The organism is Streptomyces sp. P9-2 (assembly GCF_051903975.1).
In the GTDB taxonomy this organism is placed as follows: Bacteria; Actinomycetota; Actinomycetes; order Streptomycetales; family Streptomycetaceae; genus Streptomyces; species Streptomyces cellulosae.
In genome coordinates, this window is the sequence record NZ_CP192633.1 from 4838824 (window position 1) to 4858994 (window position 20171).

The window sequence follows — 20171 nt, forward strand, 5'->3', positions numbered from 1 at the left end:
GGAGTCGCCGGGTGACGAGGACGGACATGCACGGCCACGAACAGGACTCGGGACCCGGCGGCTACGCGGCGGCCCGGCTGCGCCTTCTCAACGAGAAGGCGCGGTCCGGGCCGCCGCGCCGTTCCGCCCTCGCCGGCCTCACCGACGAATGGCTCGCCGGACTCTTCGCGGCCGGCGCCCCCGGAGCGCGCGGGGTCTCCCTCGTCGCCGTCGGCGGCTACGGACGCGCGGAACTCTCCCCGCGCAGCGACCTCGACCTGCTGCTGCTCCACGACGGCGGCGACACCGAGGCCGTCTCCAAGCTCGCCGACCGCCTCTGGTACCCGGTCTGGGACCTCGGCCTCGCCCTCGACCACTCCGTCCGCACCCCGGCGGAGGCCCGCAGGACCGCGGGGGAGGACCTCAAGGTCCAGCTCGGCCTGCTGGACGCCCGGCACATCGCCGGCGACCTCGGCCTCACCACCGCCCTGCGCACCACCGTCCTCGCCGACTGGCGCAACCAGGCCCCCAAGCGGCTGCCCGCCCTGCGTGAGCTGTGCGAGGAGCGCGCCGCACGCCAGGGCGAACTGCAGTACCTCCTCGAACCCGACCTCAAGGAGGCCCACGGCGGACTGCGCGACGCCACCGCCCTGCGCGCGGTGGCCGCCTCCTGGCTCGCCGACGCCCCCCGCGAAGGACTCGCCGAGGCCCGCGGCCGCCTCCTCGACGTACGCGACGCCCTGCACCTGACCACCGGACGCGCCACCGACCGGCTCGCCCTCCAGGAACAGGACCAGGTCGCCGCCGAACTCGGCCTCCTCGACGCCGACGCCCTGCTCCGCCAGGTCTACGAGGCCGCCCGGGTCATCGCCTACGCCGGCGACGTCACCTGGCGCGAGGTCGGCCGCGTCCTGCGCTCCCGCTCGGTGCGGCCCCGGCTGCGCGCCATCCTGGGCGGCGGGAGAGCGCCGGGCGGCGGCAAGCCCGCGCCCGAGCGGTCCCCGCTCGCCGAAGGCGTCGTGGAGCAGGACGGCGAAGTGGTGCTCGCCCGCGCCGCGCGCCCCGACCGCGACCCCGTGCTCCCGCTCCGCGCCGCGGCCGCCGCCGCCCAGGCGGGCCTCCCCCTCAACCTGCACGCCGTACGCCGCATGGCCGCCGGCGCCCGCGCCCTCCCCGCGCCCTGGCCCGCCGAGGCCCGCCAGCAGCTCATCACCCTGCTCGGCTCCGGCCGGCCCACCGTCGACGTCTGGGAGGCGCTGGAGGCCGAGGGACTGATCAGCCTGCTGCTCCCCGACTGGGACCGGGTGCGCTGCCGCCCCCAGCGCAACGCCGTCCACCTGTGGACCGTCGACCGGCACCTCATCGAGACCGCCGTCCGCGCCTCCGCCTTCACCCGCCGCGTCAGCCGCCCCGACCTGCTGCTCGTCGCCGCCCTGCTGCACGACATCGGCAAGGGCTGGCCCGGCGACCACTCGGTGGCGGGCGAGGTCATCGCCCGGGACGTCGCCGCCCGCATCGGCTTCGACGCCGACGACGTCACCGTCGTCGCCACCCTCGTACGCCACCACCTGCTGCTCGTGGAGACCGCCACCCGGCGCGACCTCGACGACCCCGCCACCGTGCGCTCCGTCGCCGAGGCCGTCGGCTCCCCGGGCACGCTGGAGCTGCTGCACGCCCTCACCGAGGCGGACGCCCTCGCCACCGGACCGGCGGCCTGGTCCTCCTGGCGCGCCTCACTGGTCGCGGACCTGGTCAAACGGGTCGCCGCCGTACTGGCGGGGCAGGCCCCGCCCGACCCCGAGGAATCCGCGCCCACCGCACAGCACGAGCGGCTCGCCCTGGAGGCCGTCGCCACCGGCGCGCCCGTGCTGTCTTTGCGGGCCCAGACCGAGCCGCCCGCCGAGCCCTCCGGCGACCCCGAACCGCTCGGCGTGGAACTGCTGATCGCCGTGCCCGACCAGGCGGGCGTGCTGCCCGCGGTGGCCGGCGTGCTCGCCATGCACCGGCTGACCGTGCGCACCGCCGAGCTGCGCTCGCTGGACCTCCCGGACGGCGTCGACGGCTCCGTGCTGCTGCTGGACTGGCGGGTCGCCGCCGAGTACGGCTCGCTGCCGCAGGCCGCCCGGCTCCGCGCCGACCTGGTCCGCGCCCTGGACGGCAGCCTGGACATCTCCGGCCGCCTCGCCGAACGGGACGCCGCCTACCCGAGGCGCCGCGGGGTGGTCGCCCCGCCCCCGCGTGTGACGGTCGCCCCGGCCGCCTCCCGGCACGCCACGGTGATCGAGGTCCGCGCGCAGGACGCCCCGGGCCTGCTGTTCCGTATCGGACGGGCGCTGGAGGACGCGGGCGTGAGCGTGCGCAGCGCCCACGCCGGCACGCTCGGCGCCAACGCGGTCGACGCCTTCTACGTCACAGGGACCGAGGGCCTGCCGCTCCCCGACGAGGAGGCGGTGTCGGTGGCGCGGAAGCTGGAGGAGACGCTGCGGGCGTGACATGCGGCGGTGCACGCGTTGAGCAGGGCGTGCTCCCCGCCGGCGCGGGGATGGACCGCCCGCTCAGCGGGTTCTGAAGACGGTCAAGGAATGCTCCTCGCGGCAGCGGGGGTCTGTCCCCGCCCGCCGGACGACGCGGGCGGGGACGATTTGCTTGCGGAGCCGGATACCCTGGAGGGCAGCCCAACCGCCCCCGACCCCGAGGACCGACGCCGCCGTGTTCGACACCCTCTCCGACCGCCTCAGCGCGACCTTCAAAAACCTCCGCGGAAAGGGCCGGCTGAGCGAAGCGGACATCGACGCCACGGCGCGTGAGATCCGCATCGCCCTCCTGGAAGCGGACGTGGCCCTGCCTGTCGTCCGCGCGTTCATCAAGAACGTCAAGGAGCGTGCGCTCGGCGCCGAGGTCTCCAAGGCGCTCAATCCGGCCCAACAGATCATCAAGATCGTCAATGACGAGCTGATCCAGATCCTCGGCGGCGAGACCCGCCGCCTCCGCTTCGCCAAGCAGCCCCCCACCGTGATCATGCTCGCGGGTCTGCAGGGTGCCGGTAAGACCACCCTCGCGGGCAAGCTCGGCAAGTGGCTCAAGGACCAGGGCCACTCCCCGCTCCTCGTCGCCGCCGACCTCCAGCGCCCCAACGCCGTCAACCAGCTCAGCGTCGTCGCCGAGCGGGCGGGCGTCGCCGTCTACGCGCCCGAGCCGGGCAACGGCGTCGGCGACCCGGTGAAGGTTGCCAAGGACTCCATCGACCACGCCCGCGCCAAGGTGCACGACATCGTGATCGTGGACACCGCGGGCCGCCTGGGCATCGACCAGGAGATGATGCAGCAGGCCGCGGACATCCGTGACGCGGTCTCGCCCGACGAGATCCTCTTCGTCGTCGACGCGATGATCGGCCAGGACGCGGTCAACACCGCCGAGGCCTTCCGCGACGGCGTCGGCTTCGACGGCGTGGTGCTGTCCAAGCTCGACGGTGACGCCCGCGGTGGTGCCGCGCTGTCGATCCGGCAGGTCACCGGCAAGCCGATCATGTTCGCGTCCAACGGTGAGAAGCTCGACGACTTCGACGCCTTCCACCCGGACCGGATGGCCTCCCGCATCCTCGACATGGGTGACCTGCTCACCCTGATCGAGCAGGCGGAGAAGACGTTCAGCCAGGAAGAGGCCGAGCGGATGGCCTCCAAGCTGGCGTCGAAGAAGGGCCAGGACTTCACCCTGGACGACTTCCTCGCCCAGATGGAGCAGGTCCGCAAGATGGGCTCCATCTCCAAGCTGCTCGGCATGCTCCCCGGCATGGGCCAGATCAAGGACCAGATCAACAACCTGGACGAGCGGGACGTCGACCGCACCGCCGCGATCATCAAGTCGATGACGCCCGGCGAGCGCCAGGACCCGGCGATCATCAACGGCTCGCGCCGCGCCCGTATCGCCAAGGGTTCCGGTGTCGAGGTCAGCGCCGTGAAGAACCTGGTCGAGCGGTTCTTCGAGGCGCGGAAGATGATGTCCCGCATGGCGCAGGGCGGCGGCATGCCGGGGATGCCCGGGATGCCGGGCATGGGCGGCGGCCCGGGCCGCGCCAAGAAGAAGCAGAAGCAGGCCAAGGGCAAGCAGCGCTCCGGCAACCCGATGAAGCGCAAGCAGCAGGAGCAGGAGGAGGCCGCGCGGCGCGCGGCGGCGGCCCAGGGCGGAGGTGCCTTCGGTCTGCCGCAGCAGGGCGGCAAGGACTTCGAGCTGCCCGACGAGTTCAAGAAGTTCATGGGCTGAGGCCGCTCACGACGGCCGAACGAACGCCGCAGGGGCGCTCTCCTCGTACGGAGGAGGCGCCCCTGCGGCGTTCGTTCGTTGTGGGTGCCCGTGCCGGTCAGGGCACGCGCGCGACGAGGTACCGGAACACGTTCGGCATCCACACGGTGCCGTCCGCGCGCTGGTACGGGTGGAGGGCCTCGGTCAGTTCCTTCTCGACCTGCACCCGGTCGGTCGCGGTGATCGCCGGGTCGAACAGACCCGTCGACTTCAGTCCCCGTACGGCGCTGTCGGCGTCCGCGTAGCCGAAGGGGCACGCCACCCGGCCCGAGCCGTCGGGCCGCAGTCCCGCGCGCTCGGCGACCCGCTCCAGGTCGTCGCGCTCGGTGGGGCGCCAGGCGTCCGCGCCGCGCAGCGGTTCCGCCAGCTTGGCGGCGACCCGCAGCACGGTCGAGGTGGTGCAGCGCTCGGGCGGGCCCCAGCCGGCCAGCACCACGGCCGCCCCGCGTCCGGCCAGCGGCAGCGCCTCGGCGAGCAGCTCGCCCAGTCCCTCCGCGTCGCCGGCGAGGCACCCGATCGGTTCGAAGGCCGTGACCACGGTGTATCCGGCGGCGTCGGCGGGGCCCGCCTCGGCGGGGGAGCCCTGCACGATCCGGGTGCCGGTGCGCGTGGGGGTGTCCCGCTCGTCCGGCAGCAGCCGTTCCCGGGCGAGGGCCAGCCGGTCGGACGAGGTGTCCACGCCGGTGATCGCCGCGCCGCGGGAGGCCGCCATCAGCAGGGCCAGTCCCGATCCGCAGCCGAGGCCCAGCAGCCGGGTCGCCGGGCCCACGTCGAGTCGCTCGTACACCGCCTCGTAGAGCGGGACGAGCATCCGCTCCTGGATCTCGGACCAGTCACGCGCGCGTGCCCGCAGGTCCACGCGCGGGGCCGCCCCCGTGCGTGACGGGTGCTGCCGCACGAGCGTAGGTGTCATAGGTAAGCGCCCCAATCAGCCGAGAGTTGCCGCAGTGCCCGTTTTCCTGGCCCCCGTGCAGTGCGCCCGCACACCCCCCGTATGCCAGGTAACTCCGCCCTCGACGTGTCGTCCAGTGGAAGGAGGCGGCCGTTTGGTAGTTGCTCGTGCCAGTGGCAAGAATTCACATTCCGGTAATCGGGGGCCGCCCGGACGGTCATGGCGGGGACGTCCGCGGAACGGTTCCGGCCATCGGCGGCGGCGCTTCGCCGGGCGGGCCAGGGCCGGTTCGCGGTGCCGGGAGCGGACCCGGTAGGTTCTGCCGTCACGGCGTTCCGGGTGGACCGGACGCCGCCTCCCGCCACGAGCGCGGCCGAAAGGTCTCTTGCGCGGCCCGTGAGGCGCACGCGCACCGGCGCGTGCGGACCGGGTACACGCGGGGGCGTACGTCAGCCTACGCACCACCTTGCGGTGAGCTGCGAGGCTTCTCCGCAGATCAGCGCACCCGTGGTCGTCAGGACGCATCAGTGCCAACTGACGGGTACGTGCAAATTATTTGGGATGCCCCGGAATCGGAACACAGAGGCACCCAGGCTCGTTGTCATTACGTGAGCACGACACAGACACCACCTGTTCTCGCCGCAGAGCTGGCACAGGCGTGGGCCGACATTCAGCGGTACCACCCCGAACTGCCCGATCTTGCCGCGCCCGAGTCCCTGATCGGGGAGTCGTCGTCCGCGTGCGGGCACGAACTCTCCTTCGAGCGACTGCTGCACGAGGCAGTCCACGGCATCGCCGCCGCGCGCGGCGTGCGCGACACGTCCCGAGCCGGGCGGTACCACAACCGCAGGTTCCTGGCCATCGCCGAGGAGCTGGGCCTGGACCACCCCGAGGAGCCGCACCCGAGCAGCGGCTTCTCGCTGGTCACGCTCACCCCCGAGGCGAAGCGCCGGTACCGTCCGACGACGGAGCGGCTCCAGCGTGCCCTCAAGGCCCACACCGCGGCGACGGCGGGCGACAGCGCCCGCAGCTTCCGCGGTCCGGCCGCGCGGCACGGCTCGTCCGGCGGCGGGGTGCGCGTGAAGGCGGTCTGCGACTGCGGCCGCAACGTACGCGTCGTCCCGTCCGTGCTGGCGCAGGCGCCCATCGTCTGCGGCGGCTGCGGCAAGCCGTTCCGTATCCCGGAAGTCGTCGCGGCGAGCTGAGGCCCCGGCACCTCGTGGGTGCCGGGGTCCCAGCCCCGCCGGCCACCGGGCGCACCCGACGCGAAAAGCACATGCGCCGGGTGCCGCTTCGCCGTGCCCACGTGCGCTCACCCCGCGGCCGTCCGGCCCCTCAGGGTGTGGCACAATGGCTAGCTGTACTCGACAGCCGCACAGGACCCCTCTCTCCTCCGGCTGACGCGTCCATCGGGCACTCGGGTACCGCAACCCCACGCGGCCGTCCCGCCGTGCCCAACCACGTCAAATCCAGGAGAACCCACTCCCGTGGCAGTCAAGATCAAGCTGAAGCGTCTGGGCAAGATCCGTTCGCCTCACTACCGCATCGTCGTCGCCGACTCCCGTACCCGCCGTGACGGCCGGGCCATCGAGGAGATCGGCAAGTACCACCCGACGTACAACCCGTCGGTGATCGAGGTCGACGCCGAGCGCGTGGCGTACTGGCTCTCCGTCGGCGCCCAGCCGACCGAGCCCGTGCTCGCCATCCTGAAGAAGACCGGCGACTGGCAGAAGTTCAAGGGCGAGCCCGCCCCGGCGCCTCTGCTGCAGCAGCCCGAGAAGCCCGCCCGTCCGTCCTTCGAGGCGATCGGCGGCGACGACGAGGGCAAGGGTGAGGCCATCACCCAGAAGAAGAAGGCTGAGAAGAAGGACGAAGCTGCCGCTGAGTCCGCGTCGACCGAGGCCTGAGCATGCTCGAGGAGGCTCTCGAGCACCTCGTGAAGGGCATCGTCGACAACCCTGACGATGTGCAGGTCGCCTCGCGCAACCTGCGCCGCGGTCGCGTGCTCGAGGTCCGGGTCCACCCGGACGACCTCGGCAAGGTGATCGGCCGCAACGGCCGCACCGCACGCGCGCTGCGCACCGTCGTGGGCGCCATCGGCGGCCGCGGTGTCCGTGTCGACCTCGTCGACGTGGACCACGTCCGCTGACGCCGTAAGCAGCACCGGCTCGGGCCGGGGAGGGCCACTGGGCCGTCCCCGGCCCGCAGTCGTATGACAGGAGAACGAACACAGTGCAGCTGGTAGTCGCGCGCATCGGCCGCGCCCACGGGATCAAGGGCGAGGTCACCGTCGAGGTCCGCACCGACGAGCCCGAGCTGAGGCTCGGCCCCGGCGCCGTGCTGGCCACCGACCCGGCCTCCGTGGGGCCGCTGACCATCGCGAGCGGCCGGGTGCACAGCGGCCGCCTGCTGCTGCGCTTCGAGGGCGTCCACGACCGCACCGGCGCCGAGGCCCTGCGCAACACCCTGCTGATCGCCGACGTCGACCCCGAGGAACTGCCCGAGGGCGAGGACGAGTACTACGACCATCAGCTGATCGACCTGGACGTCGTCACCAAGGACGGCGAGGAGGTCGGCCGGATCACCGAGATCTCCCACCTGCCCACCCAGGACCTCTTCGTCGTCGAGCGCCCGGACGGCACCGAGGTGTACGTGCCGTTCGTCGAGGAGATCGTCACGGAGATCGACCTGGAGGAGCAGCGCGCGGTCATCGACCCGCCGCCCGGCCTGATCGACGACCGCGCCGAGGTGGCCTCCGCCCGCGACGCCGCGGAGAGCGGGGACGACGCCCGATGAGGCTCGACGTCGTCACGATCTTCCCCGAGTACCTCGACCCGCTGAACGTCTCCCTGGTCGGCAAGGCGCGCGCCCGCGGACAGCTCGGCGTGCACGTCCACGACCTGCGGGACTGGACGTACGACCGGCACAACACCGTCGACGACACCCCGTACGGCGGCGGTCCCGGCATGGTCATGAAGACCGAGCCCTGGGGAGAGGCGCTGGACACGGTCCTGGCGGACGGCTACGAGGGCGGCGCGCACCAGCCCGCCCTGATCGTCCCCACCCCGAGCGGCCGTCCCTTCACCCAGGAACTCGCCGTCCACCTCTCCGGGCGCCCCTGGCTGATCTTCACCCCGGCCCGCTACGAGGGCATCGACCGCCGCGTCGTCGACGAGTACGCCACCCGTATGCCGGTGTACGAGGTGTCCATCGGCGACTACGTGCTGGCCGGCGGCGAGGCCGCGGTCCTCGTCGTCACCGAGGCGGTGGCGCGGCTGCTCCCGGGCGTCCTCGGCAACGCCGAGTCGCACCGCGACGACTCCTTCGCCCCCGGCGCCATGGCCAACCTGCTCGAGGGCCCCGTCTACACCAAGCCGCCGGCCTGGCGCGGCCGGGAGATCCCGGACGTGCTGCTCAGCGGCCACCACGGGAAGATCGCCCGCTGGCGGCGGGACGAGGCGCTGCGGCGGACCACCGAGTACCGCCCCGACCTCATCGAACGCTGCGACCCCAAGGCCTTCGACAAGAAGGACCGCGAGATGCTGTCCATCCTCGGCTGGGAGCCGGACCCCGAGGGGGAGCCGTGCGGCCGATTTTGGCGCAGGACCGGCGGCGTGGAACAATAGGCCGCTGTTGTGCGCCGTCAGGCGAGCGCCCCTGCCGCAGGGGGACACGACGCCCGCCCCGCACCGCACAGCCCGATCCGTTACCTAGTGCCGTTGATGACCTGCGGCATCAGCGAAGAAAGCAGACGACATGTCTCACCTGCTCGACTCCGTCGACACCGCGTCGCTCCGCAGCGACGTCCCGGACTTCCGTCCCGGCGACACCGTCAACGTCCACGTGCGCGTCATCGAGGGCAACCGCTCCCGTGTGCAGCAGTTCAAGGGCGTGGTGATCCGCCGCCAGGGTTCCGGCGTGCGCGAGACCTTCACGGTCCGCAAGGTCTCCTTCTCCGTCGGCGTCGAGCGCACCTTCCCGGTGCACACCCCGATCGTGGAGAAGATCGAGCTCGTCACCAAGGGTGACGTCCGCCGCGCCAAGCTGTACTACCTCCGTGACCTCCGCGGCAAGGCCGCGAAGATCAAGGAGAAGCGCGAGAACTGAGCGCTTTACCGGCGTCATATCGCGGCCGGATAGCATCTGGCCCCGATGGACACGGAAGCACAGCCGACGGAGCGCGACCGCTCCCTCCCCCCGGACCCCGAGGACTCCTCGGGCGTGCCGGGGCCGGAGGGGCGGTCGCGTTCCGCGTTGGTCCCGCGCTTCACGGACCGGCTGCCCGGCGGGCGGATCACCCTGACCCTGTTGCTCTGCCTGCTGTTCCTGCTGGCGGTCAACCTGTTCGTGGCGCGGCCCTTCGAGATCCCGAGCGGATCGATGGAGAAGGGATTGAGGGTCGGGGACCGCGTTCTCGTAAACAAGTTGGCATACGCCTTCGGCGACGAGCCGGCCCGCGGCGACGTGATTGTGTTCGACGGCACCGGGTATTTCGGTGACGCCGACTACATCAAACGGGTCGTCGGGGTGGGCGGGGACCATGTCGTCTGCTGTGACGGGGAGGGGAGGATCCGGGTGAACGGCCGGTCGGTCGACGAGTCGGGCTTCCTGTTCCCCGGCGACAGCCCCTCCGCCGTGCGTTTCGACGTCGTCGTGCCCGAGGGGCGGCTGTTCGTCCTCGGCGACCACCGCGGCAGCTCCAGCGACTCGCGTGACCGCCTCGGGGCGCCCGGGGGCGGGATGGTGCCGGTGGAGAAGGTCGTCGGACGCGCGGAGGCCGTCGTATGGCCGTTCGGCCGCGCCGGACGCCTGGAGCCGACGGACGCGTACACGAAGGTGCCGTCGGGGGAGGCATCCGCGCACGCGGCGGCTCCGACGGGAGGCGGCCATGGGTAACCGCGGCAAGCCCCGCGGCGTGCCGGCGAGCGCCGCCGAGAACCTGCTGCCCACCGGGGCCCGCCGGGCCGTGTCCCCGGCCTCCGGCCGCACCCGCGCCGAGCGGCGCAAACTGCAGCGCAAGGTCAAGCGCCGCCGCAGGCGCAGCGCCGTCAAGGAGATCCCCCTCCTCATCGGCGTCGCCGTCCTGATCGCGCTGGTCCTGAAGACGTTCCTCGTGCAGGCGTTCGTCATCCCGTCCGGCTCCATGGAGCAGACGATCCAGATCGGCGACCGCGTCCTCGTCGACAAGCTCACCCCCTGGTTCGGGTCCAAGCCGCAGCGCGGCGACGTCGTCGTGTTCAAGGACCCCGGCGGCTGGCTCAAGGACGAGCGGACCACGGTGAAGAAGGAGGACCCGGTCGGCGTCAAGCAGATCAAGGAGGGCCTCACCTTCATCGGTCTGCTGCCGTCGGAGAACGAGAAGGACCTGATCAAGCGGGTCGTCGGCGTCGGCGGCGACCGCGTCCAGTGCTGCGACACCCAAGGCCGCGTCACCGTCAACGGCGTCCCCCTGAACGAGGACTACCTCTACCCCGGCAACGCCCCCTCGCTGACGCCCTTCGACGTCACCGTGCCGGAGGGCCGCCTGTGGGTGATGGGCGACCACCGCGCCAACTCCGCGGACTCCCGCTCGCACCAGGACACCGACTACGGCGGCACCGTCTCCGAGGACGAGGTGGTGGGCCGCGCCATGGTCATCGCCTGGCCCTTCGGCCACTGGAGCACGCTCGACGAACCGACGACGTACGCCTCCGTGTCCGACTCGGCGCCCGGGTCGATCGCGGGCGCCCCGTCGTCGCATAGGGTTGCCCCGGACGATCCCGGACAGCGTGAAGAGATTGTCCAGCTCCCGAGCCCTGCGGAACTCCCGCTCGTTATGGGAGTGGTGGGCCTGCGCCGGGCATGGCGCGGGCGGCGGCAGAGAGTGAGGAGTCGGCGTGGGGGATGTGGCGGTAGGCGCACGGTCCGGTCAGGGCGGCGAGGAGAACCGCGGACGCTCCGCGGGGCCGGGCGACCCGGGCGCGGGCCACGCCGCGTTCTCCGGGAGTGACGGGCGTGTGGTCGAGGACGGCGGAGTGAACGAGGACGGGACGCGGGCCGGCGGTCAGGGACCGGACGGTCCGGACCGGGACCGGCCGAAGAAGCAGCAGCGCTCCTTCTGGAAGGAGCTGCCGATCCTCATCGGCATCGCGCTCGTCCTGGCGCTGCTGATCAAGACGTTCCTCGTCCAGGCGTTCTCGATCCCCTCCGACTCGATGCAGAACACCCTCCAGCGGGGAGACCGGGTCCTGGTCGACAAGCTGACCCCGTGGTTCGGCTCCGAGCCGGAGCGCGGCGAGGTCGTCGTCTTCCACGACCCCGACAACTGGCTGGCGGGCGAGCCGACCCCCGACCCCAACGCGCTGCAGAAGGCTCTCAGCTGGATCGGCCTGATGCCGTCCGCGGAGGAGAAGGACCTGATCAAGCGGGTCATCGGCGTCGGTGGCGACACGGTCGAGTGCAAGGGCACCGGCCCGCTGAAGGTCAACGGCAAGGCGCTCAACGAGCCCTACGTCTACCCGGGCAACACCCCGTGCAGCCAGGACGACCAGGGCGGCCAGTTCAAGGTGAAGGTTCCCGAGGGCCACATCTGGGTCATGGGCGACCACCGGCAGAACTCGCGGGACTCCCGCTACAACACCGCCGACAAGAACCAGGGCTTCGTCCCCGTCGACAAGGTCGTCGGCCGCGCCGTCGTCATCGCCTGGCCGGTCAACCGCTGGACCAACCTGCCCGTACCGGACACCTTCGACCAGCCCGGGCTGAACACCCAGCAGCAGGACGCGGCGGCCCTCACGGTCGCGCCTCCCGCGCTCGCGCTGGCCGGCGCGGTGCCGTTCGCGCTGTGGCGGCGCCGTCGCGCCTGAGGCCGGACCCCTGGCGCCCGGCACCCGGCGCCGGGGGTCGCCAGGAGGGGCTGACCCGCCCGGGTACCGCCGGGTAGGGTGCGGCCCATGAGTGGTCAGAGCACGACGCGTACGGTCCCGGGCAGCGGCGGTTCCGGCACGGCACGCAGCGGCCGGACCGGGCAGGTGCTGTCCAACGTGGCCGTCGCGCTCGGGCTGGTGTTGTTCCTCGGCGGGTTCGCCTGGGGAGCGGTGGTCTACCGGCCCTACACCGTGCCGACCACCTCGATGGCCCCGACGATCGACGCCGGCGAGCGGGTGCTGGCGGAGCGCATCGACGGCGGAGACGTCCGCCGGGGCGATGTCGTCGTCTTCCGGGACGACACCTGGTCGAACGCGCCCATCGTGAAGCGGGTCGTCGCCGTCGGCGGCGACACCGTCTCCTGCTGCAAGGACGGCAAGCTCACGGTCAACGGCAAGACCATCGACGAGCCGTACCTCCCCGACGACCCGATGGCGCGGTCGTCCACCTTCCCCGAGGTGACCGTGCCCGAGGGGCGTCTGTTCCTGCTCGGCGACGAGCGCTCCGGGTCGGTCGACTCCACGGCCCATCTGACCGACGCCGCCGGCGGCACCGTCGCCCGCGACGCCGTCCAGGCCCGCGTGGACGCCGTGGTCTGGCCGATGGACGGCATGCTCGCCAAGCCCACCGGCTTCCAGACCCTCGGCCCGCTCTCCACCCCCGGACCGCTGGCGAGCGTTCTCGCCGCCGTGGTCGGCGGTGCGGTGATGGTGCTGGCCGGGGCCGCGTACGGGCCGCTGGCCAAGCGCGCGGCGGCCTCCCGGGGCCGGAGCGCGGGTGGGAGCGGGGCGGGGAGCAGCGGTGGCCGCTGAGCGGGCCCCGGCCGCACCGGACACGTACGAGGGCGGGCTGCGCAGGGTCGCCCGGGTGGTGCTGCTCGACCCGCGGGACCGCATCCTGCTGCTCCACGGCCACGAGCCGGACGACCCCGCCGTCGACTGGTGGTTCACGCCCGGCGGCGGCGTGGAGGGCGACGAGACCCGTGAAGAGGCGGCCCTCAGGGAACTCGCCGAGGAGACCGGCATCACCGACGTCGAACTCGGCCCGGTGCTGTGGCGGCGGCGCTGCTCCTTCCCGTTCGCGGGCCGCCAGTGGGACCAGGACGAGTGGTACTACCTGGCCCGTACGACGCAGACGGCCACCGTGGCGACGGCCCTGACCGAGCTGGAACGGCGCAGTGTCGCCGGAGCTCGCTGGTGGACCTGGCCGGAACTGCTGCACGCCCGTGAGACGGTGTATCCGACCAAGCTCGCCGGGCTGCTGCGGACGCTGCTCGACGAAGGCCCCCCGGCCGCGCCCGTGACCCTGGACACCGAAATCGTCCGGTGACCCCAGGGACTGGCGCACAATGGTGGGATCGCACGGCTGAAGGGGAACATGCCATGAGCGCCGAGGACCTCGAGAAGTACGAGACCGAGATGGAGCTGAAGCTCTACCGGGAGTACCGCGATGTCGTCGGTCTGTTCAAATACGTGATCGAGACCGAGCGGCGCTTCTACCTCACCAACGACTACGAGATGCAGGTGCACTCGGTGCAGGGTGAGGTGTTCTTCGAGGTGTCCATGGCGGACGCCTGGGTCTGGGACATGTACCGGCCGGCCCGCTTCGTGAAGCAGGTGCGGGTACTCACGTTCAAGGACGTGAACATTGAGGAGCTGAACAAGAGCGACCTGGAGCTGCCGAGCGGGTGAGGTTGTCGGGCCGTGGGGCTGTGGGGCTGTGAGTCCGTGAGCCTTTGAGGCCGTGAGCTTGTAAGGCTGTGAGGTTCACGCTCGCGGGTGGCGGGGTTTTCCACAGTCGCCGGGTTGTGCACGGGGCCGAGCAGGGTCCGCGGTGATGCGTGACGGTTGGCGCCGGAGGTGGTGCCGGCATGGACGCACGGCAGAACACGCAGGTACGCGGTGACGGTGGCGGGCAGGCCCAAGGGGCGCTCGGCAGGTACGGGGAGACACTGGCCGCGCGGCGGCTGACCCAGGCCGGGATGACGGTGCTGGCGCGGAACTGGCGCTCCGGCAGGGCCGGCGAGATCGACATCGTGGCGCGGGACGGCGACGCCCTGGTCGTCTGCGAGGTGAAGACCCGCCGCGCCGATTCCTTCCAGCACCCCATGGCGGCGATCTCCCCGGCCAAGGCGAGCCGGCTGCGCGGCCTGGCGGAGCGCTGGCTCCAGGAACACGGGGGAGCACCGCCCGGCGGCGTCCGCATCGACCTGGTCGGCGTGCTGCTCCCGAGGCGCGGCGCCCCCGTGGTCGAGCATGTCAGGGGGGTGGCCTGAATGGGATTCGCCCGTACGTGTTCGGTGACGCTCGTCGGCGTCGAGGGCGTGGTCGTCGAGGTGCAGGCCGACCTGGAGCCGGGGGTCGCCGCGTTCACGCTGGTGGGACTGCCGGACAAGAGCCTGACGGAGAGCCGCGACCGGGTCAGGGCCGCCGTGGTCAACTCGGGCGGCGAGTGGCCGCAGAAGAAGCTCACCGTGGGCCTGAGTCCGGCGTCGGTGCCGAAGGCCGGCTCGGGTTTTGATCTCGCTGTCGCATGCGCGGTCCTCGGCGCCTCGGAGCGGATCGACCCCCGCGCCCTCTCCGACATCGTGATGATCGGCGAACTGGGCCTGGACGGCCGGGTGCGGCCGGTACGGGGCATCCTGCCGGCGGTGCTGGCCGCGGCGGACGCGGGCTTCGAGCAGGTGGTGGTGCCCGAGTGCGCCGCCGCCGAGGCCGCCCTGGTGCCGGGCGTGTCCGTGCTGGGCGTGCGCAGCCTGCGCCAGCTCATCGCGATCCTCACCGACGAGCCGGTGCCCGACGAGCAGCCAGAGGAGCCGGACCGGCCCGACCCGCTGATGGCGGGCCTGCGCGACCTCGGCAGCGGAGGGATCACCGGCATGAGCGGCGGTCCCGGCCGGTACGACCAGGGGCACGATCTCGCCGACGTCGTGGGCCAGCACGCGGCGCGCACGGCGGTCGAGGTGGCCGCGGCGGGCGGACACCACCTTTTCCTGGAAGGCCCGCCCGGCGCGGGCAAGACGATGCTTGCCGAGCGCATGCCGTCCATCCTGCCGCCGCTGGACCGCCAGGCGTCCCTGGAGGTGACGGCCGTCCACTCGGTGGCGGGTCTGCTGCCGCCGGGCCGCCCGCTGATCGACACCGCGCCCTACTGCGCCCCGCACCACTCGGCCACCATGCAGGCCCTCGTGGGCGGCGGCCCGGGGACGGCCCGGCCGGGAGCGGTGTCCCTGTCCCATCGAGGCGTGTTGTTCCTGGACGAGACCCCCGAGTTCAGCAGCAAGGCGCTGGACGCACTGCGCCAGCCGCTGGAGGCGGGGCACGTGGTCATCGCGCGCAGCGCGGGCGTCGTGCGCTTCCCGGCGTGCTTCCTCATGGTGCTCGCGGCCAACCCGTGCCCGTGCGGCCGGTTCTCGCGCACCGACGACCACTGCGAGTGCCCGCCCTCGGCGATCCGCCGCTACCAGGCCCGGCTCTCCGGCCCGCTGCTCGACCGGGTCGACCTGCGGGTCGAGGTGGACGCCGTCACCCGCGGCGAACTGACGGCGGCGGGCGCCCGGGGCGAGACGACCGCGACGGTCGCCGACCGGGTGCGCTCGGCCCGCGAACGCGCCGCCGCCCGGCTCCAGGGCACACCGTGGAGCCTCAACAGCGAGATTCCCGGCCGGGAGCTCCGCAGCCGCTGGCAGGCCGCACCGGGTGCCATGGACGAGGCCGAACGCAGCCTGGAGCGGGGCGTGCTGACCGCGCGGGGCATCGACCGGGTCCTGCGGGTCGCCTGGACGATCGCCGACCTGGCCGGCCATGCCCGCCCCGACGCGGGCGACGTCGCACTGGCGCTGCAACTGCGGACGGGTGTGCCGCGTGGGGTGCCGATGGTGATCGGGGCGGGGGCATGAGCGGGGGAAACGGGCCGTTCGGCCCGCCGTGGTACCTCGATTCGGCGGGGTCGGCTGGGCGGGTGGGGCGCGGTGACCCGCCTCGGCAGACCGAGCCAGGGGGTCTGCCTGGAGGGGCCGGGGCTGATGGTCCGGCGCGACCGACCGGCCCAGGCGGCCCGTCCGGGGAGGCCGGGTATGACGGAGCGCCTCGGCAGACCGAGCCAGGGGGTCTGCCTGGAGGGGCCGGGGCTGATGGTCCGGCGCGACCGACCGGCCCAGGCGGCCCGTCCGGGGAGGCCGGGTATGACGGAGCGCCTCGGCAGACCGAGCCAGGGGGTCTGCCTGGAGGGGCCGGGGCTGATGGTCCGGCGCGACCGACCGGCCCAGGCGGCTCGCCCGGGGAGGCCGGGTACGACGGAGCGCCTCGGCCGAACGGCCAGGGCGACCGGCCCGGATCGGCCGGGCCCGACGGCGCCCCGCGGCCGACCCGCTTGGGCGGGCCGCCCTTGGGCGGCCCGCCTGGGGTGGGCGCGCACGGCAGCCAGCCGCGGCCGGCCGGTCAGGGCGGCCCACCCTGCGCGACCGGGCCCGACACCTCACCCCCACCCACCAACCACGGCGGCCTCCTGGGCCGGATCTACCTCACCCGCGTCATCGAACCCGGGGACGAGACCGGCGGGCGTTGGGTGCGTGAATTCGGGGTGGACGGGGTGGTGCGGCGGCTCAGGCACCGGGGGGAGTCCCTGCCCGGCGTCAGCCAGAAGCGGTGGGCCGGGTTGCTGGCCCGGGCCGAGCGGGCCGACCCGCGGCGGGATCTCGCCGTCGCTCAGGACGCGGGTGTGCGGTTCGTGTGTCCCGGGGACGCGGAGTGGCCCGGCCAGCTCGACGACCTCGGGGACGCCCGCCCGCTCGGCCTGTGGGTGCGCGGCACCGCCGACCTGCGGATGTGGGCGCTGCGTTCCGTCGCCCTCGTCGGCGCCCGGGCCTGCACCGAGTACGGCGCGTTCATGGCCGCCACCCTCGCGGCCGGGCTCGCCGAGAAGGGGTGGATCGTCGTCTCCGGCGGCGCCTACGGCATCGACGGCGCCGCCCACCGAGGGGCGCTCGGCGCGGGCGGCGCCACCGTCGCCGTGCTGGCCTGCGGCGTGGACCGCCCCTACCCGCGCGGACACGCGGGACTGATCAACCGGATCGCGGAACAGGGTCTGGTGGTCGGCGAGTTGCCGCCGGGCGAGCATCCGACCCCCAGCCGCTTCCTCCTCCGCAACCGCGTGATCGCCGCCCTCACCCGGGGCACGGTCGTCGTCGAGGCGGCCCACCGCAGCGGCTCCCTGGTGACCGCCCGCGCCGCCCGCCGGCTGGGACGTCACACGATAGGGGTACCGGGCCCGGCCACCAGCGGCCTCTCCGCAGGGGTGCACGAGCTGCTCCGGCAGGACGCCGTCCTCGTCACCGACACCGACGAGATCGTCGAACTGGTCGGCGACATGGGCGAGCTCGCCCCTGAGCGCAGAGGCCCCGTCCTGCCCCGTGACCTGCTGGATCCGGCGGTCCGCCAGGTCCTCGCCGCGCTGCCGGCCCGTAGGGCGGCCCGCCCGGACGACATCGCCCGCACGGCGCAGACCACCACGGACGACGCGATCGCGAAACTGTACGAACTCCGAGCACTTGGTTACGTCGAACGACACGGCGACGCCTGGAAGTTGACGCGCCAGGCGATGATCTCGGTCCGGGGCGGCGCCGATGTCCGTTGACGCAGCGTGTTCGGCCGTCCGGGGGAACCCCGACACGCCTTGGAGAATACGTCAGTTGGGGTATCCGAGTGATCACGCAGAGCGACGGCTGTGCCCCGGCGGGACTGCCCCCGGAACGTATCTGCGCACGGCCCGGCCCCCGTTCTTCGCACACCGCGACGCCGCAGTCACGCTACGCTCACGAGGGCCGAGACACGGACAGCCCAGAACAGACACCAGAACAGACATCGGACAGACCACGCACCCAGGCAGTACCAGCCCACGGCAGAACGGCACTAGGCGACGAATGCCCCAGCACACCTCCGGGTCCGACCGGGCGGCGATCCCCCCAGCCGCCCGCGACGGTGGCAGCGTGCGGCCGCCCGCTCCCTCGACGCTCGACGAGCTGTGGCGGTCGTACAAGGCGACGGGGGACGAACGTTTGCGGGAGCAGCTGATCCTGCACTACTCACCACTGGTGAAGTACGTCGCCGGCCGGGTCAGCGTGGGGCTGCCGCCCAACGTCGAACAGGCGGACTTCGTGTCCTCCGGGGTCTTCGGGCTGATCGACGCGATCGAGAAGTTCGACGTCGACCGCGAGATCAAGTTCGAGACGTACGCGATCACCCGGATCCGCGGCGCGATGATCGACGAACTGCGGGCGCTGGACTGGATCCCCCGCTCCGTGCGGCAGAAGGCGCGCAACGTGGAGCGCGCCTACGCCACCCTCGAGGCGCGGCTGCGGCGCACCCCGACGGAGAACGAGGTCGCCGCCGAGATGGGCATCACCGTCGGCGAGCTGCACGCGGTGTTCAGCCAGCTCTCGCTCGCCAACGTCGTCGCCCTGGAGGAGCTGCTGCACGTCGGCGGTGACGGCGGCGACCAGCTCAGCTTCATGGACACCCTGGAGGACACCGCCGCCGACAACCCGGTGGAGGTCGCCGAGGACCGGGAGCTGCGCCGCTTCCTGGCGCGGGCCATCAACACGCTGCCCGAACGGGAGAAGACCGTGGTCACGCTGTACTACTACGAGGGCCTGACCCTGGCCGAGATCGGCAATGTGCTGGGCGTCACGGAGAGCCGGGTGAGCCAGATCCACACCAAGTCGGTGCTCCAGCTGCGCGCCAAGCTGGCCGGTTTCGGCCGCTGACCTGTCGCTGACCCGTCGCTGACCTCGGCCGGCGGCCGGGGTGACCGGCCGGGCGAACCCCTGGCCGCGGTGGGCGGGGCGTCCGTAAAGTGGACGTCGTGCCAAGGATTCGAGCGGCCTCCGTGGCCGAGCACCGGTCGATGCAGCGAGCCGCCCTGCTGGACGCGGCACGCTCCCTGCTGTCCGAGGGCGGTACGGAGGCGCTGACCTTCCCGGCCCTCGCCGAGCGCACGGGCCTCGCCCGGTCGTCCGTGTACGAGTACTTCCGCTCGCGGGCGGCCGTCGTCGAGGAGCTGTGCGAGGCCGACTTCCCCGTCTGGGCGGCGGAGGTCGAGGCGGCGATGGCGGACGCCGAGGGCCCCGAGGGCAAGATCGAGGCGTACGTCCGCAAGCAGCTGGAACTGGTCGGGGACCGGCGGCACCGCGCGGTCGTCGCGATCTCCGCGAGCGAACTCGACGCCGGCGCCCGGGAGAAGATCCGCGCCGCCCACGGCGGGCTGATCGCGATGATCGTCGACGCGCTCGCCGAGCTGGGCCACGCCGAGCCGCGCCTGACCGCCATGCTGCTCCAGGGCGTGGTCGACGCGGCCGTGCGCCGTATCGAGCTGGGGGCGGCCGAGCACCCCGACGTGATCGTCCGGGCGGCGGTCTCCCTGGCCCTGGACGGCGTCCGGGGCTGAAGCCGCCTGCCCGCCCGCGAGGCGCCCGGCCCCCTCAAGGCAACGACACCCCGAGCACCGGCAGGAGCCGCGACGGACCCCGGTGCAGCAGCCACGGGGGCAGCAGCGAGAGCGGGTCCAGGTAGGTCTCGTCCCGCAGCAGACCCCAGTGGACGCAGGGCGCCGCGCAGTGGGAGCCGCCCGCCTCCACCGTGCCGATCACCTCGCCCGCCGTCACCTCCGCGCCCTGAGGCACCGAGGAGCGGACGGGTTCGTAGGTCGTACGCAGCGGCGGATCCCCGGTGCCGGCGAGCTCCACCGACACGACCCCCTTCCCGGCCACCCGGCCCGCGAAGGACACCCGGCCGTCCGCCACCGCCCGTACCGGCGTCCCCGAAGCCGCCGCGAGATCGACACCCCGGTGTCCGGGCCCGTAGGCACTCGCCGGCGGTTCCCAGCCGCGCAGCACCCGCGGACGTACCCCCACCGGCCACGTACGGCCGACGGCCGGGACGGCCTCGTCGTCCGCGGCGGGGAGCGCCCCGACGACGGCCGTCGGCGACCCTCCCGCTCCCGCCGCGAACAGCCGTGAGGCCGGCGGCGCCAGCAGTGTCACCACCGTCAGGGCCACCACCAGCACCAGCCGCACGCACCGCCTCGGCCAACCGCCCCG

At 73.0% G+C, this 20171-nt stretch carries 21 protein-coding genes; 19 read left to right on the plus strand and 2 right to left on the minus strand.

The features are described from left to right. Window positions 1-26 precede the first annotated feature (26 nt). Both ACQY0Z_RS22270 and ffh read left to right on the plus strand, forming a co-directional pair. Window positions 27-2471 carry a [protein-PII] uridylyltransferase gene (locus tag ACQY0Z_RS22270; protein ID WP_439813374.1) on the plus strand — a complete coding sequence of 815 codons (2445 nt, stop codon included), beginning with the start codon at window positions 27-29 and terminating at the stop codon, window positions 2469-2471. Between the two features lie 217 nt (window positions 2472-2688). Next, window positions 2689-4239, plus strand: coding sequence for a signal recognition particle protein (ffh, locus tag ACQY0Z_RS22275; protein WP_189903422.1), 1551 nt, complete (start codon window positions 2689-2691; stop codon window positions 4237-4239). A gap of 97 nt (window positions 4240-4336) precedes the next feature. On the opposite strand, the gene ACQY0Z_RS22280 is transcribed toward ffh, so the two are convergent. Continuing rightward, a complete protein-coding gene (locus ACQY0Z_RS22280; protein WP_347226428.1) occupies window positions 4337-5191 on the minus strand; it encodes a methyltransferase domain-containing protein in 855 nt (284 codons plus the stop codon). A 587-nt stretch (window positions 5192-5778) separates the two neighbouring features. On the opposite strand from ACQY0Z_RS22280, the gene ACQY0Z_RS22285 reads away from it, so the two are divergent. From ACQY0Z_RS22285 to ACQY0Z_RS22365, 17 genes are all read left to right on the plus strand, one after another. Further along, window positions 5779-6375 (plus strand): hypothetical protein, encoded by a 597-nt coding sequence (locus ACQY0Z_RS22285; RefSeq protein WP_189903426.1) that lies wholly within the window; start codon window positions 5779-5781, stop codon window positions 6373-6375. A gap of 282 nt (window positions 6376-6657) precedes the next feature. Then, a complete protein-coding gene (gene rpsP, locus ACQY0Z_RS22290; RefSeq protein ID WP_019523266.1) occupies window positions 6658-7077 on the plus strand; it encodes a 30S ribosomal protein S16 in 420 nt (139 codons plus the stop codon). 2 nt (window positions 7078-7079) lie between these two features. Further along, the gene (locus ACQY0Z_RS22295; RefSeq protein ID WP_003973401.1) at window positions 7080-7319 is read left to right on the plus strand and encodes an RNA-binding protein; all 240 of its coding nucleotides are present in this window, start codon (window positions 7080-7082) and stop codon (window positions 7317-7319) included. An 83-nt stretch (window positions 7320-7402) separates the two neighbouring features. Continuing rightward, window positions 7403-7966 carry a ribosome maturation factor RimM gene (gene rimM / locus ACQY0Z_RS22300; protein WP_189903427.1) on the plus strand — a complete coding sequence of 188 codons (564 nt, stop codon included), beginning with the start codon at window positions 7403-7405 and terminating at the stop codon, window positions 7964-7966. Further along, a complete protein-coding gene (gene trmD / locus ACQY0Z_RS22305) occupies window positions 7963-8796 on the plus strand; it encodes a tRNA (guanosine(37)-N1)-methyltransferase TrmD (RefSeq protein WP_189903429.1) in 834 nt (277 codons plus the stop codon). The genes rimM and trmD overlap by 4 nt, the downstream gene beginning before the upstream one ends. Window positions 8797-8926: 130 nt before the next feature. After that, window positions 8927-9277 (plus strand): 50S ribosomal protein L19, encoded by a 351-nt coding sequence (gene rplS, locus ACQY0Z_RS22310; protein WP_033275915.1) that lies wholly within the window; start codon window positions 8927-8929, stop codon window positions 9275-9277. Window positions 9278-9322: 45 nt separating this feature from the next. Further along, window positions 9323-10066 (plus strand): signal peptidase I, encoded by a 744-nt coding sequence (gene lepB, locus ACQY0Z_RS22315; protein WP_439812708.1) that lies wholly within the window; start codon window positions 9323-9325, stop codon window positions 10064-10066. Next, the gene (lepB, locus tag ACQY0Z_RS22320; protein WP_439812709.1) at window positions 10059-11159 is read left to right on the plus strand and encodes a signal peptidase I; all 1101 of its coding nucleotides are present in this window, start codon (window positions 10059-10061) and stop codon (window positions 11157-11159) included. The genes lepB (ACQY0Z_RS22315) and lepB (ACQY0Z_RS22320) overlap by 8 nt, the downstream gene beginning before the upstream one ends. Then, window positions 11047-12015 carry a signal peptidase I gene (gene lepB, locus ACQY0Z_RS22325; RefSeq protein ID WP_189903435.1) on the plus strand — a complete coding sequence of 323 codons (969 nt, stop codon included), beginning with the start codon at window positions 11047-11049 and terminating at the stop codon, window positions 12013-12015. The genes lepB (ACQY0Z_RS22320) and lepB (ACQY0Z_RS22325) overlap by 113 nt, the downstream gene beginning before the upstream one ends. 87 nt (window positions 12016-12102) lie before the next feature. Then, window positions 12103-12888 carry a signal peptidase I gene (lepB, locus tag ACQY0Z_RS22330; RefSeq protein WP_347226430.1) on the plus strand — a complete coding sequence of 262 codons (786 nt, stop codon included), beginning with the start codon at window positions 12103-12105 and terminating at the stop codon, window positions 12886-12888. Continuing rightward, window positions 12878-13405, plus strand: a complete 528-nt coding sequence (locus ACQY0Z_RS22335; RefSeq protein ID WP_439812710.1) for an NUDIX hydrolase — start codon at window positions 12878-12880, stop codon at window positions 13403-13405. Before lepB (ACQY0Z_RS22330) ends, ACQY0Z_RS22335 begins: the two co-directional genes overlap by 11 nt. 53 nt (window positions 13406-13458) lie before the next feature. Beyond that, window positions 13459-13767 (plus strand): DUF2469 domain-containing protein, encoded by a 309-nt coding sequence (locus tag ACQY0Z_RS22340; protein ID WP_003993268.1) that lies wholly within the window; start codon window positions 13459-13461, stop codon window positions 13765-13767. 179 nt (window positions 13768-13946) lie between these two features. Then, window positions 13947-14351, plus strand: a complete 405-nt coding sequence (locus tag ACQY0Z_RS22345) for a YraN family protein (protein ID WP_189903441.1) — start codon at window positions 13947-13949, stop codon at window positions 14349-14351. Beyond that, window positions 14352-15974, plus strand: coding sequence for a YifB family Mg chelatase-like AAA ATPase (locus tag ACQY0Z_RS22350; RefSeq protein WP_189903443.1), 1623 nt, complete (start codon window positions 14352-14354; stop codon window positions 15972-15974). A gap of 608 nt (window positions 15975-16582) precedes the next feature. Beyond that, window positions 16583-17710, plus strand: coding sequence for a DNA-processing protein DprA (dprA, locus tag ACQY0Z_RS22355; protein WP_347226435.1), 1128 nt, complete (start codon window positions 16583-16585; stop codon window positions 17708-17710). A 286-nt stretch (window positions 17711-17996) separates the two neighbouring features. Next, window positions 17997-18839: an RNA polymerase sigma factor WhiG gene (gene whiG / locus ACQY0Z_RS22360; protein ID WP_189903445.1), complete on the plus strand. Its 843-nt coding sequence runs from the start codon at window positions 17997-17999 to the stop codon at window positions 18837-18839. Between the two features lie 122 nt (window positions 18840-18961). Next, window positions 18962-19519, plus strand: a complete 558-nt coding sequence (locus ACQY0Z_RS22365) for a TetR/AcrR family transcriptional regulator (protein WP_019523278.1) — start codon at window positions 18962-18964, stop codon at window positions 19517-19519. 34 nt (window positions 19520-19553) lie between these two features. On the opposite strand, the gene ACQY0Z_RS22370 is transcribed toward ACQY0Z_RS22365, so the two are convergent. Continuing rightward, window positions 19554-20138 carry a M23 family metallopeptidase gene (locus ACQY0Z_RS22370; protein ID WP_430541786.1) on the minus strand — a complete coding sequence of 195 codons (585 nt, stop codon included), beginning with the start codon at window positions 20136-20138 and terminating at the stop codon, window positions 19554-19556. Between the last annotated feature and the right edge of the window lie 33 nt (window positions 20139-20171).

Coding starts and splice junctions, on each gene's coding strand:
- lepB (WP_347226430.1), top strand. CDS start 12,103: ATGAGTGGTCAGAGCACGACGCGTACGGTCCCGGGCAGCGGCGGTTCC.
- ACQY0Z_RS22340 (WP_003993268.1), top strand. CDS start 13,459: ATGAGCGCCGAGGACCTCGAGAAGTACGAGACCGAGATGGAGCTGAAG.
- ACQY0Z_RS22350 (WP_189903443.1), top strand. CDS start 14,352: ATGGGATTCGCCCGTACGTGTTCGGTGACGCTCGTCGGCGTCGAGGGC.
- ACQY0Z_RS22345 (WP_189903441.1), top strand. CDS start 13,947: ATGGACGCACGGCAGAACACGCAGGTACGCGGTGACGGTGGCGGGCAG.
- trmD (WP_189903429.1), top strand. CDS start 7,963: ATGAGGCTCGACGTCGTCACGATCTTCCCCGAGTACCTCGACCCGCTG.
- whiG (WP_189903445.1), top strand. CDS start 17,997: ATGCCCCAGCACACCTCCGGGTCCGACCGGGCGGCGATCCCCCCAGCC.
- lepB (WP_439812708.1), top strand. CDS start 9,323: ATGGACACGGAAGCACAGCCGACGGAGCGCGACCGCTCCCTCCCCCCG.
- ACQY0Z_RS22270 (WP_439813374.1), top strand. CDS start 27: ATGCACGGCCACGAACAGGACTCGGGACCCGGCGGCTACGCGGCGGCC.
- rplS (WP_033275915.1), top strand. CDS start 8,927: ATGTCTCACCTGCTCGACTCCGTCGACACCGCGTCGCTCCGCAGCGAC.
- lepB (WP_439812709.1), top strand. CDS start 10,059: ATGGGTAACCGCGGCAAGCCCCGCGGCGTGCCGGCGAGCGCCGCCGAG.
- ACQY0Z_RS22295 (WP_003973401.1), top strand. CDS start 7,080: ATGCTCGAGGAGGCTCTCGAGCACCTCGTGAAGGGCATCGTCGACAAC.
- ACQY0Z_RS22280 (WP_347226428.1), bottom strand. CDS start 5,191: ATGACACCTACGCTCGTGCGGCAGCACCCGTCACGCACGGGGGCGGCC.